This window comes from Promicromonospora sp. NPDC057138 (genome assembly GCF_042670845.1).
Lineage (GTDB): Bacteria > Actinomycetota > Actinomycetes > Actinomycetales > Cellulomonadaceae > Promicromonospora.
The window spans coordinates 1-15,935 of sequence record NZ_JBHUUX010000021.1 but is presented as its reverse complement, the minus strand read 5'-3'; the positions used below and the strand labels follow the sequence as shown (position 1 = coordinate 15,935).

Genomic DNA, 15,935 nt, shown 5'->3' with positions numbered 1-15,935 from the left:
CCATCGAACGGCTGACAGCGGAGGCAGCCGAACGGGCGTCGCGCCGCGAGCGCCGCCCGGAGCATGCTCGTGACATGCAGACCTCAGACGAGCTGGCCGTGCGCGTGCGCGGCCTCCGCAAGCGGTACGGCAACCCGCGCGCCGGGTACAAGGACGCCGTCGCCGGGCTGGACCTCGACGTCGCCCCCGGCGAGATCGTCGCCGTCCTCGGCCCGAACGGCGCCGGCAAGACCACCACCGTCGAGATCCTGGAGGGTTTCCGGGACCGGGACGACGGCGCCGTGGAGGTGCTCGGCCAGGATCCCCGGCGGGCGGGGCGCGCGTGGCGGGCGCGGATCGGCGTCGTCATGCAGGACTCGCGGGACATGAGCGAGCTCACGGTCCTGGAGAAGGTGCGGGCCGCCGCGGCGTCCTACCCCGACGCGCGCGACCCGGGCGAGGTGATCGCCGCCGTCGGGCTCGCGGAGAAGGCGCGGGCGCGGACGCGCGGGCTGTCGGGCGGGCAGCGGCGTCGGCTCGATGTGGCGCTCGGGATCGTCGGCAGGCCGGAGCTGCTGTTCCTGGACGAGCCCACGACCGGGTTCGACCCGCAGGCCCGGCGCTCCTTCTGGGACCTGGTGACCGGCCTGCGCGAGAGCGGCACCACGATCCTGCTGACGACCCACTACCTGGACGAGGCGGCCCAGCTCGCCGACCGCGTGGTCGTCGTGCGCGACGGCGTGGTGGTGGCCGAGGGCACGCCCGACACCCTGGGCGGACCCGCGGCCCGCACGCCCGTGGTCGCGTGGGACGACGGCGGCGTGCGGCGCACCGAGCGGACCGACCGGCCCACGTCCGCCGTCGCGCGGCTGATCGCGGCGGCCGGGCCCGACAGCGAGGTGCCCGGCCTGTCCGTGACCCGGCCGACGCTCGAGGACGTGTACCTGTCCCTGATCGGCGAGGCCTCGGGCGACGCGGCTTCCCCCGGCGATACCCCGATCGACGACGAAGAGGCGGCGTGATGACGACCACGGCTACGACGGGTCTCGACAAGCTCGACCAGCGAGGGACCGGCTCGCGGCGGCTGCCCGGCACGCTCCGGCTCGGGCTGGTGCGCGGCGGCGTCGAGCTGCTGCAGTTCGTGCGCGAGCGCGACTCGATGATCTTCGGCTTCGCCTACCCGATAGTCATGCTCGCGATCTTCGCGACGGTCTTCGGCGACGACGACCCGATCGTCGCGAACGGCGTCACCGTGAGCTTCGCGCAGTACTTCCTGCCCGGCATGGTCGCGACCGGCGTCATGCTCTCGACTTACCAGACGCTCGCGATGTCGATTGCCGTCGAGCGCGACGACGGGACGCTCAAGCGGCTGCGCGCGACTCCCCTGCCCGCGACGTCGTACTTCCTGGGCAAGGTGTTCCTGTCACTGGTCACCGTGCTGGTGCAGACCGCCCTGCTGCTCGCGGTCGCCGCGCTGCTCTTCGACGTCCCGCTGCCCGACGACGCCGGCCACTGGGCGACGTTCGCCTGGGTGTTCGTGCTGGGCACGGCGACGGGAGCCGTGTGCGGCGTCGCGTACTCGTCGGTGCCTCGATCCGGCCGGTCCGCGAGCGCGGTGGTGGTCACGCCGATCCTGGTGCTGCAGTTCACGTCGGGAGTGTTCTTCCCGGTCGGCCAGCTGCCGGGCTGGATGCTCGACCTGTCGTCCCTGTTCCCGCTCAAGTGGATAGCCCAAGGCATGCGGTCGGTGTTCCTGCCGGACGCGTTCGCCGCCGCCGAGCCGTCCGGGGCCTGGCAGCACGGTGCGACGGCTGCTGTACTGACGGCATGGCTGCTGGTGGCGCTGGTGGTCGGCACGCGGACGTTCCGGTGGCGACGACACGATGACGGCTGACGACGACGACCACGCCCTGGCGCGCCTGTACTCCGGGTGGGAGAACCAGGTGCGGTGGTGGGACGCCGCGTTCGGCGTGATCGTCGCCCTGACCGCGGTCGCCCTCGCGCTGGAGGGCACGCGGGGAGTGGAGCTCGCCGTCGCGTACACGGCGATGGGCGCGATCGTCGTGGCCTACCTGCTGTGGGGAGCACGAGCGGCACGAACCAGGAACTACCGGCTGGCCGTGGTGTACCTCGTGGTGCTGGTCCTCGGCACCGGGCTGACGGTGTCGCAGGGCGGAGTGGCGTCGCTCCTGATGTTCATCGCGTTCGCGCAGGTGTGGATGCTGCTGGATTCGATCCGGCTGGGTGTGGTCGGCTGCGCGGCGCTGGCGGTGTCGGTGTCGGTCGGCATCGGGGCGCGGTACGGCTTCGACCTCGTGGTCATGGGCGAGGTGGTGCCGCAGATGCTGGTGACGCTGGTGTTCGCGATCGGGCTGGGGCTCTGGTTCCACGTCGCGATGAAGCGCGCCGAGGAACACGTCCTGCTCCTGGCCAAGCTGCATGCCGCGCAGACTCAGCTGGCGCTGACCAACCACGAGGCCGGGGTCCTGGCCGAGCGGGAGCGCCTCGCCCGGGAGATCCACGACACGCTCGCGCAGGGGTTCACGAGCGTGGTCATGCAGGCGCAGGCGGCGACGGCGGCGCTCGACGTCGGGGACGACGGCGCCGTCCGCGAGCGGCTGCACGTCGTCGAGGACACCGCCCGGGACAATCTCGCCGAGGCCCGCGCCCTGGTCGCCGCCTTCGCGCCCGTGGCGCTGCAGGACGCCTCGCTGCCGCAGGCGCTCGGTCGCCTCGGCACCCGGTTCGCGGAGGAGACGGGGCTTGAGGTGACCGTCGGGGCCGACGGCGTCGGCGCGCTCCCGCCCGCGATCGAGGTGGTGCTGCTGCGGGCCGCCCAGGAGGCCTTCGCGAACGTGCGGCGGCACGCGCAGGCGCACGCCGTCGTCGTGCGGCTGGCGCAGGCCGAGGGAGAGGTGACGCTCACGGTGTCGGACGACGGGCGAGGCCTCGGCCCCGATCCCGCCGACGGGTTCGGGCTGGCCGGGATGCGCGACCGGGTGCGGTCAGTGGGTGGAACGCTGGCGGTCGGGCCTGGGCCGGACGGCGGCACGACGCTGTGCGCGCGGGTGCCGGCACACGACGAGACTCAGGGGGTGTCCGGATGATCCGGGTACTGGTGGTGGACGACCATCCGGTGGTGCGGTCGGGCCTGGCGGGCATGCTGAGCGTCGAGGACGACCTGGAGGTGGTAGGCGAGGCCGCCGACGGGCAGGAGGCGGTGGCGCTGGCGGCGTCGCTGCGGCCCGACGTCGTGCTCATGGACCTGCGCATGCCGGTGCTCGACGGCGTCGCCGCGACCGCCGGGATCGTCGGGATCGTCGGGACCGGGCCGCGCGTCGTGGTGCTGACCACCTACGACACCGACGCCGACATCCTGCGCGCCGTCGAGGCCGGAGCTACCGGGTACCTGCTCAAGGACACGCCCCGCGCCCAGCTCGTCGCGGGCGTCCGGGCGGCGGCCCGGGGCGAGACGGTGCTGGCCCCGAGCGTGGCGACGCGCCTGGTCAGCTCGGTTCGCACGGCCACGGAGCGTCCCTCGGCGCGGGAGGCCGAGGTGCTCTCGCTGGTGGCGCGCGGCCGGTCGAACGCGGAGGTGGGGCGCGCGCTGTCCATCACCGAGGCGACGGTCAAGACCCACCTCATCCGGGCGTTCGCCAAGCTCGGCGTCGCCGACCGGACTGCCGCGGTGACGGTGGCCCGGGAACGCGGCTGGATCGCCTGAAGTTTCCGGGACGCGCACGGGGCCGGGCCGGTACCTTGCGCCCATGAACAACTCGGACAAGATCGACATCACTGCACGCGTCGAGGCGGCGGTCGCCTCTGCGATCTACGACGTCGCGCTGCCGATCGACACCATGGGCGTGACCTTCCACGACGCCGCGCTGGACGACGTCACCGAGGCGTACCGCGCCGAGCCGGACGTCACCCTCGCGGCGGCGGAGGCCCGGTTCGCGGCGCACATGGCGACGGTGGCGGCCGCGGCGTCGGACGACGAGGCCGAGGGGCCGATGCTCCGGGCGCGGGCCGCGATGGCCCTGAAGGAGCGCCTCCAGGAGCTGTGACTACGGCCCTGACTCGACGTACCTGGTACGTCGAGTCAGGGCCGCAGGTCTGTCCTGGCGCGGCTCAGCGGCTGCCGACGGGATCGGTGCCCGGCTCCGCGCCGGCCGCGCCGTCGGTCGGGTCGGCGGACGGGTCGACAGGGTCGGTCGGCTCGTCCGTCGGCTCGTCCGAGACGGTCGGCGTCGGCGTGGGAGTCGGCGTCGGGGTCGGCGTGGGAGTCGGCGTCGGCGTGGGAGTCGGCGTGGGAGTCGGCGTCGGCGTCGGGGTCGGCGTGGGAGTCGGCGTCGGGGTCGGCGAGGGGGTCGGGGTCGGCGTGGGGCTCGGCGGCGGCACCCACTCGTCGGTCTCGGTCTCGCTCGGTGTGGGCGACGACGACGGCGTCCGCGACGGCTCGTGGCTCGACTGGCTGGGGCTCGGGCCGACGACCGGCGTCCCGTTGTCGTTGAGGATGTTCGCGATCACGAGGCCGGCGCCGCCGAACACCAGCAGCGCGAACACGATGATCGTGGCCACCCGTCCGCGGCCGGTCGTGAAGGCGTGCCACCACTTCCGCTCGTCCGCGGGCGGCTCGATCGGCGGCGGGACGGACGCCGCGGCGGCCGCGGCACCAGCAGCGCCGGCCGCGCCCACCGCCGTCGCGGCGCCGATCGCCGCGACTGTCGTGGTGCGGTCGCCGCCCTCGTCGACCTGGCCCAGCTTCATCGTGCCCGAGCCGGCCGCCCCGGCGATCGGGTCGATCACCTCGGTGCCGCCGGCACCCACGCCGAGCTGCATGGTCTCGCCGCTGGTGCCCAGCCGGCCCGCGGGGCCGCCGAGCAGGATCGTCACCGTCCCGCGCATCGCCTCGGCGGTCGGGAACCGGCGGTTCGGGTCCTTGGCCATGGCCCGCGAGACGAGGCGGTCCACCGACGCCGGGACCGCCGCACGGCGGGCCGACGCCGCAGGCACCGGCGCGTTCACGTGCGCCCGCAGGACGTCCTCCGCCTGCGCGCGCTCGTACGGGGGGTGGCCGGTGAGCGTGTAGTACGCGAGCGCGCCGACGGCGTAGATGTCGCTGCGCGCGTCGAGCGGCTTGCCACGCGCCTGCTCCGGCGACATGCCGATGACCGACCCGGCCACGGTGGCGCCGTCGCCCTCTCCGCCCGCCGGGCGGGTCAGGCCGAGGTCCAGCAGCCCGACGACGAACGTGCCGTCGGCCCGCTTGTCGACCATCACGTTGCGCGGCGCGACGTCCCGGTGCACCAGGCCCGCCGCGTGCACTGCCGCGAGCGCCTCCAGCAGGCCGTCGATGATCGCCAGCGCGTCGCGCCAGGGCAGGCCGCTGTCGCCGGCGAGGTCGGACAGGGACACGCCCGCCACCCGGTTCATGACGGTCCACGGGACGTTCGCCCCGGCGACGTCCTCCTCGCCGGAGTCCAGGACCTTCACGACGCCCGGGTGGTCCACCAGGGCCGACGCCTCGACCTCGCGCCGCAGGGAGGCGCGGGCGTTCTCGTCGTCGACCAGGTGCGGGTGCAGCACCTTGACCACGAGGGGCTGGTCGAGGTCGGCCTCGGGCTCCTCGGGCGGGGAGATCTCCGCGGTCGCCTCGGGGTCGGTCTCGGCATCGGCGTCGGCAGGCGTCGCGTCGGCAGGCGTCGCGTCGGCGTCGGACGCGGCATTGTCGGACGTGTCGCCCGGCTCGGCGTCGCCCGTGCTCGCGTCGGCCGCGGCCGTGTCGCCGTCGTCGGGGCTCGCGTCGGCATCGGCGTCGCCGGCCGCGCCGTCGTCGCTCGCCGCGGGCTCGGGAGCTGCCGGGGCCGCGACGCGCTGCGCCTCGTAGACCGTGAACGTTGCCCCAGTGCCCAGGACGTCGACCAGCTCGTACTTTCCGCCGAGGACTACGTGGACCGGAAGGTCTGCTGCGTTCTCCTCAGGCGTGGTCTCTTCGTTCACTGGTTCACCGGTGTCCGTGGGTGCGCATCGAGTAAATCAGTCATTTCGGCTATCTGGGGCATGTTCTTCTCAGGATACTGAGCGGAGTACGCCCGCACCAAAGACGAATGCCAGGATGTGTGAGTAGTGCGGAGTATCACGAGAGCGGCTGCCGTCGGACCTCTGCTTTGCCAGACTACGCAGATGCGAGACCTCGCACTTCTCCCCAAGGCGCACCTCCACCTGCACTTCACCGGATCCATGCGGGTGCCGACCCTCGTCGACATGGCTGCCGCATACGGCGTCCGGCTGCCCGATGCGCTCATCGACAACGACCCCCTTCGCCTGCCGGCCACGGAGCGCGGCTGGTTCCGCTTCCAGCGCCTGTACGACGCCGCCCGCGCGTGCGTGCGTTCCGAGGCCGACATGCGCCGCCTGGTCGACGAGGCCGCGGCGGACGACGCCGCCGAGGGCTCCGGCCGGCTCGAGATCCAGGTCGACCCGACCTCCTACGCCCCGTTCGTCGGCGGCATCACCCCGGCCGTCGAGATAGTTATCGACGCCGCCCAGGCGGCGAGCGCCGCCCACGGGATCGAGGTGGGCGTGATCATCGCGGCGTCGCGCATGAAGCATCCGCTCGACGCGCGCACGCTCGCCCGGCTGGCCGCCCGGTACGCGGGCGACGGCGTCGGCGAGGTGGTCGGCTTCGGGCTGTCGAACGACGAGCGCCGCGGGGACACGTCCCAGTTCGGGCCCGCGTTCGACATCGCGCGGCGGGCGGGCCTCGCGGCGGTGCCGCACGGCGGTGAGCTGCTGGGGCCCGACCACATCAGCGAGGTCATGCGAGAGCTCGTCCCGGACCGGATCGGGCACGGCGTGCGCGCCGCCGAGGACGAACGCATCCTCGCCGCCATCGTGGACCGCGGCGTCGCCCTCGAGGTGAACCCCGGCTCGAACATCGGCCTGGGGGTCTACAGCGAAGCGAGCGAGGTCCCGTTGCGCACCCTGGTGGACGCCGGCGCGCTGGTGGCGCTCGGCGCCGACGACCCGCTCCTGTTCGGGTCGCGGCTCGTGGACCAGTACGAGATCGCGCGGAGCGCGCACGGGTTCACGGACACCGAGCTCGCGGCGCTGGCGTCGTCGTCCATCCGGGCGAGCCGGGCGTCGTCGAGCACCAAGGCGCGCCTGCTGGCCGACGTCGGCGCGTGGTTGCTGGCTCCTGATCCCGCTGACACCCTGGATGCTCTCCGCGCAGGCGGCACTGTCACGATTGGGTGACGATCGGCCTGCCCAACCATGTGTGGCCCCCGCGCGTCAGCTAGAGATACAGGACACTCGCGGGGGGACGACGTCGTCTCGCGTGTGCGGTGCCGCACCACCCCAGAAGGTGCGGCCGATGAGGAGACACGATGCGGGTAATGCATGGCAGGTCGACCGGTGCGGGCAGGGTCGTCGGCAAGCGGGTACTCGGGACGCTGGGCGCGGTAGCGCTGACGGCGAGCCTGTTGGCCGCCTGCGCCCAGGACGAGCCCCCGGCGGACGCGGGCGCGACGTCCAGCTCGCCCGCGCCCGAGGAGAGCAGCCCGAGCACGGATCCGGGTGCGGGAGAGTCCGAGGAGCCGGGGCAGAGCGAACCGTCGGCCGAGGGCGGTGACGACGACGCCGGGGACGGCTCCGACAGCACGGACGAGCCCAGCGCCGAACCGAGCGAGGAGCCGAGCGTCGAACCGAGCGTCGAACCGAGCGACAGCGCGGGCGACGACGAGCAGCCCGGCAAGGGCGACGGCTCGCGGGGTGACGAGCACTCCGACGGCAAGAACGACGGCAACGGAAAGGGCAACGGCGAGGACAAGAAGGACGACGAGCCGGAGACGCCCGACTACATCGAGTACGGCGAGACCAGCGAGCGCGTGGGTGACCTGCAGCAGCGCCTGCAGGACCTCGGGTACCTCCTGACCTCGGTCGACGGCTCGTACGGCGGCGAGACGCAGCAGGCGGTCTTCGCCCTGCAGAAGGCCGGCGGCCTGTACCGCGACGGCGTGGTCGGCGACGCGACGCAGGCCGCGGCGGACGACGGGGTCGTGCCGCAGGCGCAGACGTCGTCCGGCAAGGTGCTGGAGATCGACATCGACCGGCAGCTCGTGCTCGCCGTCGAGGACGGCCAGGTCGTGAAGATCATCAACGCGTCGTCGGGCAACGGGGAGACGTACGAGGCGAAGGGCAACACCTACACCGCGTACACGCCGCGCGGGTCGTTCGCGGTGTACCGCGAGGAGAACCGGATGTACTCGTCGTCGCTCGAGCTGGGCGACATGTGGCGGCCCAAGTTCTTCACGGGCGGCATCGCGGTGCACGGCTCGTCGTCGGTCCCCGCGTTCCCGGCGTCGCACGGGTGCGTGCGCGTGTCGAACAGCGCCATGAACTGGATCTGGGACACGTGGGGCGCGCCGTCGGGCACCCCGGTCGTCGTGTACTAGACGCCCGGCGTGGTTGTGGGCGCGATCGTTGCGACTACGCGTCCGTCTTGGGCGCAACGATCGCGCCCACAGCCAAGCGCTAGAGGGAGACGCCTACCAGGACCGTCTCCGGGACCAGGGTCACGCCGAAGCGGTCGCGGACGCCGTCGCGCACCGCGCGGGCGAGGGCGACGACGTCCTCGGCCCGGGCGCCGCCGCGGTTGGTCATCGCGAGCGTGTGCTTGGTCGACAAGCGCGCCGGGCTGCGCTCGCCCGCCAGGCCGAAGCCCTTGCCGAAGCCGGCCCGCTCGATGAGCCAGGCCGCACTCGTCTTCACGAGGGCCGGGTCGATGGCGCCGAGGCTCGGGCCGGTGGTGGTCTCCGGCGTCGACGAGCGGACCGGGTACCGGGGCGCGTCCTCCGGAAGGTGCGCCAGGTGCGCCACGGGGATCACGGGGTTGGTGAAGAACGAGCCCGAGTTCCAGCGGTCGTGGTCCGGCTCCGCGCCGAAGGGCGGGTTGTCGAGCAGCATGCCCTTGCCGCCGCGCAGGCCCAGCACGGTCTCGCGGACGTCCTTCATGGGCGCGCGCTGCCCCACCTCGACGCCGAGGCGACGGGCCAGCTCCCCGTAGCCCACAGGCGCCGACAGCGTGCCGAGGCGGAACTGGAACTGCACGTTCAGCACCACGTAGCGCGGCGACGGGTACCACGGGGCGCGCGGGTCGTCGTCGCGGCCCTCGCTGTGCATGGAGCGCTTGAGCAGCGACGTGCGGTACCCGAAGTCCAGCTGCCCGACGGCGAAGGTGCGCACCCGGCGCTCCGCCCGGTCCCAGGTGCGGACCAGCGAGACGACGCCGGACAGCTCCTGCCCGTACGCGCCGATGTTCTGCACAGGGGCGGCGCCGACCGTGCCCGGGATGCCCGAGAGCGACTCCACGCCGACCCAGCCATCGGAGACGGCGCGCTCCACGAGCTCGTCCCAGTTCTGGCCGGCCGGGGCGCTCACCACGGCGCCGCCGCAGGTGTCGTTCGACTCGACGGTGATGCCGCTGCGGGCGTCCCGCACGACCACGCCGTCAAAACCCTCGTCAGCCACCAGCAGGTTCGAGCCGCCACCCACGACGAGCAGCGGCACACCGGCGTCGTCGGCGGTGCTCACCGCCTCGATCAGGGCGGACTCTTCCTCGGCTTCCACGAACGAGGCCGCCGGGCCACCCACTCGCAGCGTGGTGAGTTCGGCGAGGCTGGGGGCCACCGCTTGCGCCTGGACGGTGTCTGCCGGGTATGGGCTCACCCTGCAAGCCTATCTACCCGGCGCGTGGGATTTGTGCACATCTTCGACATGACGTGGGTGATGTCTGCCATTTCTGGAACCTTTCGGTGCCCGCAGACGTGTTCAGTGCTCGCTCTCGCAGGCCTGACCGGTCCGCCGGCGCGCTCCGCTGCCTTTACTACCTCTTCACACCGGCGGCCGAGGGCAGCGGCCGGACCGAGCGCGCCAGGATCAGCGCGAGCAGCATCGGGACCAGGAGCACCAGCACCGCCAGGCGGTAGCCCGTCGTGTGCGCGACGAAGCCGATCAGCGGCGGCCCCACGAAGAATGCGGTGTACGCGATGGTCGAGACCGCGGCCACGCGCATCGCGGCTCGCCGCGGCTCGTCGGACGCCGCGCTCATCCCCATCGGGAAGCCCATCGCCGCGCCGAGCCCCCACAGCCCGACGCCGACCAGGGCCAGCCACAGGATCGGGACCAGCGCGAACGTCAGCACGCCCACGAACGCCAGCAGCGCGGAGAGCACCAGCACCGGCACACGCCCGAACCGGTCGATGGCCCCCGTCCCGGCGAGCCGGGCGGCGGTCATGGCCGTGAGGAAGACGGCGAGGCCGACGGCGCCCATCCCGTCGGACGTGCCGAACCCGTCCACCACCGCGAGGCCCACCCAGTCGTTGGCCACGCCCTCGGTCAGCGCGGCGGCGAGCACCACCAGCCCGATCGCCAGCGTCCGCGGCTCGCCCCAGGCGGCGAGCAGGCCCCGGATGCCCGACGGCGGCGGCGTCATCTCTCCCGGGTCGGCGCCGTCCGCGCTGCCCGCCCCGGCGGTGGCCGCGCCGTCCGGCAGCGCCGCCGCGACCACGCTCGGGGAGAAGTAGCGGACCGCGATCACCACCGACAGGAGGGCCACCGCGCCCGCGGCCACGACGTGCCAGAGGACCGGGACGTGCGCCTCCGCCGCCAGGATGCCGAGGCCGGCCCCGACCACCGTGCCGAACGAGAACCCGGCGTGGAAGACCGGCATGATCGCGCGGCCGAGGCGCTGCTCCACGGCGGCGCCCTCGAGGTTCATCGCGGCGTCCCAGACTCCGGCGCCCACGCCGAACAGGACCAGGCCGAGCCGCACCGCGAGGTGCTCGCCGGCGGCGACGCCGAACCCGGCGACGGCGAGGCCGACCACGAGCACCCCCGCGAAGCTCAGGACGGTGCGCGCGGTACCGAACCGCTCGGCGACGAGGCCCGACAGCGGGATGGCGGCGACGGAGCCGATCGACCCCGTCAGCAGCAGCAAACCCATCTCCTGCTCGGAGAAGGACAGGCCGTCGCGGACCGCCGGAAGACGGGATGCCCAGCTCGCGAAGGCGAACCCGCTGGCTGCGAAGACGACGAAGACCGCACGGGCGGCGGCGTGTGCAGTAGGCACTGAACTCCTCGGTGCGATTGAATCTCCCGACCGTAGGCCACAATCTGGGATCAGCCCAGCAGATACCTGGGTCCTGCACCACCGGTGCCCGAGGCGAGAGAAGGAACCGCGATGAGCCGCCAGACCGTACGACCGACCCTCGCGAGGGTCGCCGAGCTGGCAGGTGTCTCCGTCTCCACCGCGTCGCTCGCCTTCTCCGGTGCGGGACCCATCACCCCCGAGACCCGGGAGAAGGTCCTGGCCGCCGCGCGCGAGCTCGACTACTCCGGGCCCAACCCCCTGGGGCGGCAGCTCCGGTCGGGGCGGTCCGGGATCGTGGGTGTGGTGATCGGCGACCAGCTCGGCCGGTCGTTCCGGGACCCCGTCTCCACCCAGGTGCTGCACGGCCTGGTCTCCGCGATCGGCGAGCAGGGGCTGGGCGTGCTGCTCGTGCCCGGCATGCCGCAGGGCGCCACCGCGCAGTCCATGGGGCTCGCGGCCGAGGCGGGGCTGCCTGCCGCCGTCGACCCGCTGGTCGAGGCCGCCGCGATGGACGTCGCGGTGCTCGTGTGGGGGACCCTGAAGGACGACCCGAACCTGGCCGCCCTGCAGCGCCGAGGCGTGCCCGTCGTGATCGGCGAGGGGCAGAACGTGCCCGGCGTGCCCGTGGTCAGCGTCGACGACCGCCGAGGCGCCGCCGAGGCCGTGCGGCACCTGGTCGAGCTCGGGCACACGCGGATCGCGGAGATCACGCTGCCGTTCGGGCGGGACGAACGGTCCGGGCTGGTCGACGCCGACCGGCTCACCGCCGCCGAGCGCACGCCCACCCGCAACCGGCTGGCCGGCGTCCGGGACGTCATCGAGCCCGTGATGTCGTGGGAGACGCCGGCGTCGCTCGTGGAGCACGGGCGCGACGCCGCCACCGAGATCCTGTCCGAGTGGGCGCCCGCCCGGGACCGTCCGACGGCGATCATCGCCCACTCCGACCTGCTCGCCGCGGGCGCCGTGATCGCGGCCCGCGAGCTCGGCCTGCGGGTGCCCGAGGACGTGTCTGTGGCCGGGTTCGACGGGCTCGACCTGCCGTGGCTCTCCCCCGACGTGCTGACCAGCGTGCACCAGCCGCTCGTCGAGAAGGGCCGGGCGCTCGGCCTGGCCGTCATCGCGCTGCTCGCCGGCGAGCAGCCGGAGTCGGTGGTGCTCCCCGTGAATCTCGTGGAGGGCACGACGACGGGCCCCGTGCCCGACCTGACCGCGCTCCCCTGACCGTCTGCCCACCTGTCCGCGAGGTAGAGCGTGTGTCCGGACAGGTGCTCTACCTCGCGGACGGATGGTCGGTGAGGTAGAGCGTGTGTCCGGACACACGCTCTACCTCGCGGAACGCGGCTAGGGGCGGAGCTGCGGGGCCGGGAGGTAGACCTCGGCGCCCGCCGCGCGGAACTCCGCGGACTTCTGGGCCATGCCCTCCGCCTGGACGGCCGCCGTCGCGCCCGCGAGCGCACCCTGGGCCTGTGCCCCGCCGAACTCGTCGCGGATGTCCTGCGAGATCCGCATCGAGCAGAACTTCGGCCCGCACATCGAGCAGAAGTGCGCGGTCTTCGCGGCCTCGGCCGGGAGGGTCTCGTCGTGGTACGCCTCGGCGAGCTCCGGGTCGAGCGACAGGTTGAACTGGTCCCGCCAGCGGAACTCGAAGCGGGCCTTGGACAGGGCGTCGTCCCGGTCGCGGGCGCCCGGGTGCCCCTTGGCGACGTCGGCGGCGTGCGCGGCGATCTTGTAGGTCACCACGCCGGTGCGCACGTCGTCGCGGTCGGGCAGGCCGAGGTGCTCCTTGGGCGTGACGTAGCAGAGCATCGCGGTGCCGTACCGGGCGATCTCGGTGGCGCCGATGGCGGAGGTGATGTGGTCGTAGCCGGGCGCGATGTCGGTGACCAGCGGGCCGAGCGTGTAGAACGGGGCGCCGTCGCACAGCTCCTGCTGCCGCTCGACGTTCTCCCGCACCAGGTGGAACGGGATGTGCCCGGGTCCCTCCACCATCACCTGGACGTCGTGGGCCCAGGCCCGCTTGGTCAGCTCCGCGAGCGTGTCGAGCTCGGCGAACTGCGCGGCGTCGTTGGCGTCGGCCAGCGAGCCGGGACGCAGGCCGTCGCCCAGGGAGAAGGCGACGTCGTACCGGGCGAAGATCTCGCAGAGCTCGTCGAAGTGCGTGTAGAGGAAGTTCTCCTGGTGGTGCGCGAGGCACCAGCCCGCGAGGATCGACCCGCCGCGCGAGACGATGCCGGTGACCCGGTCCGCCGTGAGCGGCACGTACCGGAGCAGCACGCCGGCGTGCACGGTCATGTAGTCGACGCCCTGCTCGCACTGCTCGATCACCGTGTCGCGGTAGACCTCCCAGGTCAGCGCGCTCGCGTCGCCGTTCACCTTCTCCAGAGCCTGGTAGATCGGCACCGTGCCGATGGGCACCGGCGAGTTCCGCAGGAGCCACTCGCGGGTGGTGTGGATGTCGTCGCCCGTGGACAGGTCCATGACGGTGTCGGCGCCCCACTTGGTGGCCCACTCGAGCTTCTCCACCTCCTCAGCGATCGAGCTGTGGACAGCCGAGTTGCCGATGTTCGCGTTGATCTTCACGAGGAACGCCCGGCCGATGATCATCGGCTCCGACTCCGGGTGGTTCACGTTGTTCGGGATGATCGCCCGGCCGGCGGCGACCTCGCTGCGCACCAGCTCGACGTCGCAGCTCTCGCGCAGGGCGACGTACCGCATCTCCGGCGTGATCACGCCCTGGCGGGCGTAGTGCATCTGGGTGACGGTCCGGCCGGGGGCAGCCCGGCGCGGCCGACGTCGTTCGCCCTGCCACTCCTCGGTCGCGGCACCGCGGCGCAGTGCGCCGCGGCCGTCGTCGGCGAGGGCCCGACGGCGGCCGTCGTACTCCTCGGTGTCTCCCCGGGCCACGACCCAGGGTTCGCGGGCCGGCGCGAGGCCGCGCACCGGGTCGGAACCCGGCCCCTGGGTGCGGTAGACGCGCACCGGCTCGTTCGGGGTGCCGTCGGGGGACGGCGCCAGCGTGATCTCGGTGACCGGGACCCGCAGGCCGTCGTCGTGCGGTGTGCTGTGCCCGCCGTCGTGCTCGGCTGCGTACTCGTACGCGAGCGTGCGGGACTGGGTGTTCTCCATATGAGACTCCTGCTTCCTACGCCGGTGTTAACCGGACAGGTTCAACGGTCCCGGGCCGTCCAGCCCGATCTCAGCCCCTGCGTGAGGCACCCGTGGGATCGCGGACGACGTTAGCACCGCGGACCGGCGTCGGTCGCCTGGTCTCTCGGATGACGCCGAGCTGTCCCGACTTTCGATGCCAATTCACCCCCCGGTCTGGTAAAGAAGGTCCACGGCTCACCCACCCAGTGGCGGGCCCCGGACATGGAGGTGGGCATGTCGATTCGAGGAACACTGCGGACGAGGGCGTTCGCGCTGGCGGCGACGGGAGCGCTCGTGGTGCAAGCAGGGATCGTGGCGAGTGCGGTGCCGGCGGCGGGTGCGCCCGAGCCGGGCCCGGCGGCTTCGGACAACCAGATCACGCTGACCGCATGGAACGGCTACCGCGAGCTCCTGGCGGGCAGGACGTCGAACCTGCGGCCGAGCACCAAGGGCGGGCTCGTGCTGCGCGGCGCGAGCGAGACCGTCGAGTACACCGACCCGTACGGCGACGGCACGCCCGTCGCCTACGAGACGGGCCGGTGGACGTCGCCGGTCGTGGAGACCGGGTATGCGGTCGACGAGTCCGTGAGCTCGTGGAACGCGCACACCCCCACGGGCACGTGGGTCGAGATCGAGTTCCGCGGGCGCAAGGCCGACGGGACGTGGACCAAGTGGTTCGTGATGGGCCGCTGGGCGTCAGGCGACGAGTTCGCTCCGGCCGACGGCGTCGGCGACATCCACCGCACATCCGTGAACGGCCAGACCGACGCGGACGCGTACCTGTTCACCGACACCTACGTCGCGAAGTCGGGCTACGAGCCCGACGCGTTCCAGACCCGGGCCACGCTGTACCGGCCCGCGGGCACGCGGGTCTCGCCGCGGCTGAACGGTGTGAGCACCATGACCAACGAGTACCTGCCCGACTCGCACTACACGGGCACCAGCGACTTCACGCTCGGCCGCGAGGTGGCGCTCGACGTGCCGCAGTTCAGCCAGAATATCCACCGCGGCGAGTACCCCGAGTTCGGGGGCGGCGGCCAGGTGTGGTGCTCGCCGACGTCGTCCACGATGGTGATCTACTCCCACGGGCTGGAGGTGCCGGCCGAGGAGCTGGAGGGCATCGAGGCGCCGAACGGCGACCCGCAGGTCGACTACGCCGCCATGAACACCTGGGACTACGCGTACGAGGGCGCGGGCAACTGGCCGTTCAATGCGGCCTACGCGAACACGTTCGGGCTGCAGTCCTTCGTGACCCGGCTCCGTTCCCTCGCAGAGGCGGAAAAGTTCATCAAGGCGGGAATCCCGCTCGTCTTCTCGATCAACTTCGAGGAGGAGGAGATGCCGGAGGCCGGGTACGGCACCGACGGGCACCTCGTCGTGCTGCGCGGGTTCACCGCCGAGGGCGACCCGATCATCAACGACCCGAACAAGGCGAGCAACGAGGCCGTGCGGGTCGTGTACACGCGGGAGAACTTCGAGCGCGTGTGGCAGACGTCGACCGACGGCCTCACGTACGTCTACCACCCGCGCGACGTGCCCCTCCCCCGCAACCTCCCGGGCGTCACCCCCAACTGGTGACCCCCTGACCGCGAAGTAGGGATTCGCGAAGTAGAGCGCCTGTCCGAGTCTCCCTGGCGATAACCAGGGAGACTCGGAC

Annotated in this window: 13 protein-coding genes and 1 riboswitch; of the genes, 9 read left to right on the top strand and 4 right to left on the bottom strand. The window is 72.7% G+C overall.

The genetic code is table 11. The features are described from left to right. Positions 1 to 74: 74 nt before the first annotated feature. Genes ACFT2C_RS13750 through ACFT2C_RS13730 form a run of 5 tightly spaced genes read left to right on the top strand, consistent with a single transcriptional unit; the run spans position 75 to position 4,043 of the window. Complete coding sequence (locus ACFT2C_RS13750; protein WP_377207631.1) at positions 75 to 1,001, top strand: ABC transporter ATP-binding protein; 927 nt, start codon at positions 75 to 77, stop codon at positions 999 to 1,001. After that, positions 1,001 to 1,873 (top strand): ABC transporter permease, encoded by an 873-nt coding sequence (locus tag ACFT2C_RS13745; protein ID WP_377207630.1) that lies wholly within the window; start codon positions 1,001 to 1,003, stop codon positions 1,871 to 1,873. Before ACFT2C_RS13750 ends, ACFT2C_RS13745 begins: the two co-directional genes overlap by 1 nt. Further along, entirely contained in the window at positions 1,863 to 3,086 is a 1,224-nt protein-coding gene (locus ACFT2C_RS13740) for a sensor histidine kinase (RefSeq protein WP_377207629.1), read from the top strand. Before ACFT2C_RS13745 ends, ACFT2C_RS13740 begins: the two co-directional genes overlap by 11 nt. Continuing rightward, positions 3,083 to 3,703 (top strand): response regulator, encoded by a 621-nt coding sequence (locus ACFT2C_RS13735; RefSeq protein WP_377207628.1) that lies wholly within the window; start codon positions 3,083 to 3,085, stop codon positions 3,701 to 3,703. The genes ACFT2C_RS13740 and ACFT2C_RS13735 overlap by 4 nt, the downstream gene beginning before the upstream one ends. Positions 3,704 to 3,746: 43 nt before the next feature. Continuing rightward, positions 3,747 to 4,043: a hypothetical protein gene (locus ACFT2C_RS13730; protein ID WP_377207627.1), complete on the top strand. Its 297-nt coding sequence runs from the start codon at positions 3,747 to 3,749 to the stop codon at positions 4,041 to 4,043. A 64-nt stretch (positions 4,044 to 4,107) separates the two neighbouring features. Here ACFT2C_RS13730 and ACFT2C_RS13725 read toward each other — a convergent pair whose 3' ends face one another. Next, complete coding sequence (locus ACFT2C_RS13725) at positions 4,108 to 5,979, bottom strand: serine/threonine-protein kinase (RefSeq protein WP_377207626.1); 1,872 nt, start codon at positions 5,977 to 5,979, stop codon at positions 4,108 to 4,110. Positions 5,980 to 6,162: 183 nt separating this feature from the next. On the opposite strand from ACFT2C_RS13725, the gene ACFT2C_RS13720 reads away from it, so the two are divergent. Together ACFT2C_RS13720 and ACFT2C_RS13715 are read left to right on the top strand one after the other, a co-directional pair. Continuing rightward, the gene (locus ACFT2C_RS13720) at positions 6,163 to 7,236 is read left to right on the top strand and encodes an adenosine deaminase (RefSeq protein ID WP_377207625.1); all 1,074 of its coding nucleotides are present in this window, start codon (positions 6,163 to 6,165) and stop codon (positions 7,234 to 7,236) included. A gap of 131 nt (positions 7,237 to 7,367) precedes the next feature. Next, positions 7,368 to 8,435, top strand: coding sequence for a L,D-transpeptidase family protein (locus tag ACFT2C_RS13715; protein WP_377207624.1), 1,068 nt, complete (start codon positions 7,368 to 7,370; stop codon positions 8,433 to 8,435). A gap of 79 nt (positions 8,436 to 8,514) precedes the next feature. On the opposite strand, the gene ACFT2C_RS13710 is transcribed toward ACFT2C_RS13715, so the two are convergent. Continuing rightward, positions 8,515 to 9,708: a UDP-N-acetylmuramate dehydrogenase gene (locus ACFT2C_RS13710; protein WP_377207623.1), complete on the bottom strand. Its 1,194-nt coding sequence runs from the start codon at positions 9,706 to 9,708 to the stop codon at positions 8,515 to 8,517. A gap of 157 nt (positions 9,709 to 9,865) precedes the next feature. Then, positions 9,866 to 11,110 carry an MFS transporter gene (locus tag ACFT2C_RS13705; protein ID WP_377207622.1) on the bottom strand — a complete coding sequence of 415 codons (1,245 nt, stop codon included), beginning with the start codon at positions 11,108 to 11,110 and terminating at the stop codon, positions 9,866 to 9,868. A 111-nt stretch (positions 11,111 to 11,221) separates the two neighbouring features. Between ACFT2C_RS13705 and ACFT2C_RS13700 the strand changes: the two genes are divergently transcribed. Next, complete coding sequence (locus ACFT2C_RS13700) at positions 11,222 to 12,352, top strand: LacI family DNA-binding transcriptional regulator (RefSeq protein ID WP_377207621.1); 1,131 nt, start codon at positions 11,222 to 11,224, stop codon at positions 12,350 to 12,352. A gap of 120 nt (positions 12,353 to 12,472) precedes the next feature. On the opposite strand, the gene thiC is transcribed toward ACFT2C_RS13700, so the two are convergent. Then, positions 12,473 to 14,257 carry a phosphomethylpyrimidine synthase ThiC gene (thiC, locus tag ACFT2C_RS13695; protein ID WP_377207620.1) on the bottom strand — a complete coding sequence of 595 codons (1,785 nt, stop codon included), beginning with the start codon at positions 14,255 to 14,257 and terminating at the stop codon, positions 12,473 to 12,475. Continuing rightward, positions 14,254 to 14,359: riboswitch (TPP riboswitch) on the bottom strand. It overlaps the preceding gene by 4 nt. Positions 14,360 to 14,512: 153 nt before the next feature. On the opposite strand from thiC, the gene ACFT2C_RS13690 reads away from it, so the two are divergent. Beyond that, the gene (locus ACFT2C_RS13690) at positions 14,513 to 15,856 is read left to right on the top strand and encodes a C39 family peptidase (RefSeq protein ID WP_377207619.1); all 1,344 of its coding nucleotides are present in this window, start codon (positions 14,513 to 14,515) and stop codon (positions 15,854 to 15,856) included. The last annotated feature ends 79 nt before the right edge of the window (positions 15,857 to 15,935 follow it).

Excerpts from the sequence above, each read along its gene's own strand:
- ACFT2C_RS13745 (WP_377207630.1), top strand. The coding sequence starts at position 1,001 with ATGACGACCACGGCTACGACGGGTCTCGACAAGCTCGACCAGCGAGGG.
- ACFT2C_RS13735 (WP_377207628.1), top strand. The coding sequence starts at position 3,083 with ATGATCCGGGTACTGGTGGTGGACGACCATCCGGTGGTGCGGTCGGGC.
- ACFT2C_RS13720 (WP_377207625.1), top strand. The coding sequence starts at position 6,163 with ATGCGAGACCTCGCACTTCTCCCCAAGGCGCACCTCCACCTGCACTTC.
- ACFT2C_RS13750 (WP_377207631.1), top strand. The coding sequence starts at position 75 with ATGCAGACCTCAGACGAGCTGGCCGTGCGCGTGCGCGGCCTCCGCAAG.
- ACFT2C_RS13715 (WP_377207624.1), top strand. The coding sequence starts at position 7,368 with ATGCGGGTAATGCATGGCAGGTCGACCGGTGCGGGCAGGGTCGTCGGC.
- ACFT2C_RS13700 (WP_377207621.1), top strand. The coding sequence starts at position 11,222 with ATGAGCCGCCAGACCGTACGACCGACCCTCGCGAGGGTCGCCGAGCTG.
- thiC (WP_377207620.1), bottom strand. The coding sequence starts at position 14,257 with ATGGAGAACACCCAGTCCCGCACGCTCGCGTACGAGTACGCAGCCGAG.
- ACFT2C_RS13740 (WP_377207629.1), top strand. The coding sequence starts at position 1,863 with ATGACGGCTGACGACGACGACCACGCCCTGGCGCGCCTGTACTCCGGG.
- ACFT2C_RS13690 (WP_377207619.1), top strand. The coding sequence starts at position 14,513 with ATGTCGATTCGAGGAACACTGCGGACGAGGGCGTTCGCGCTGGCGGCG.
- ACFT2C_RS13730 (WP_377207627.1), top strand. The coding sequence starts at position 3,747 with ATGAACAACTCGGACAAGATCGACATCACTGCACGCGTCGAGGCGGCG.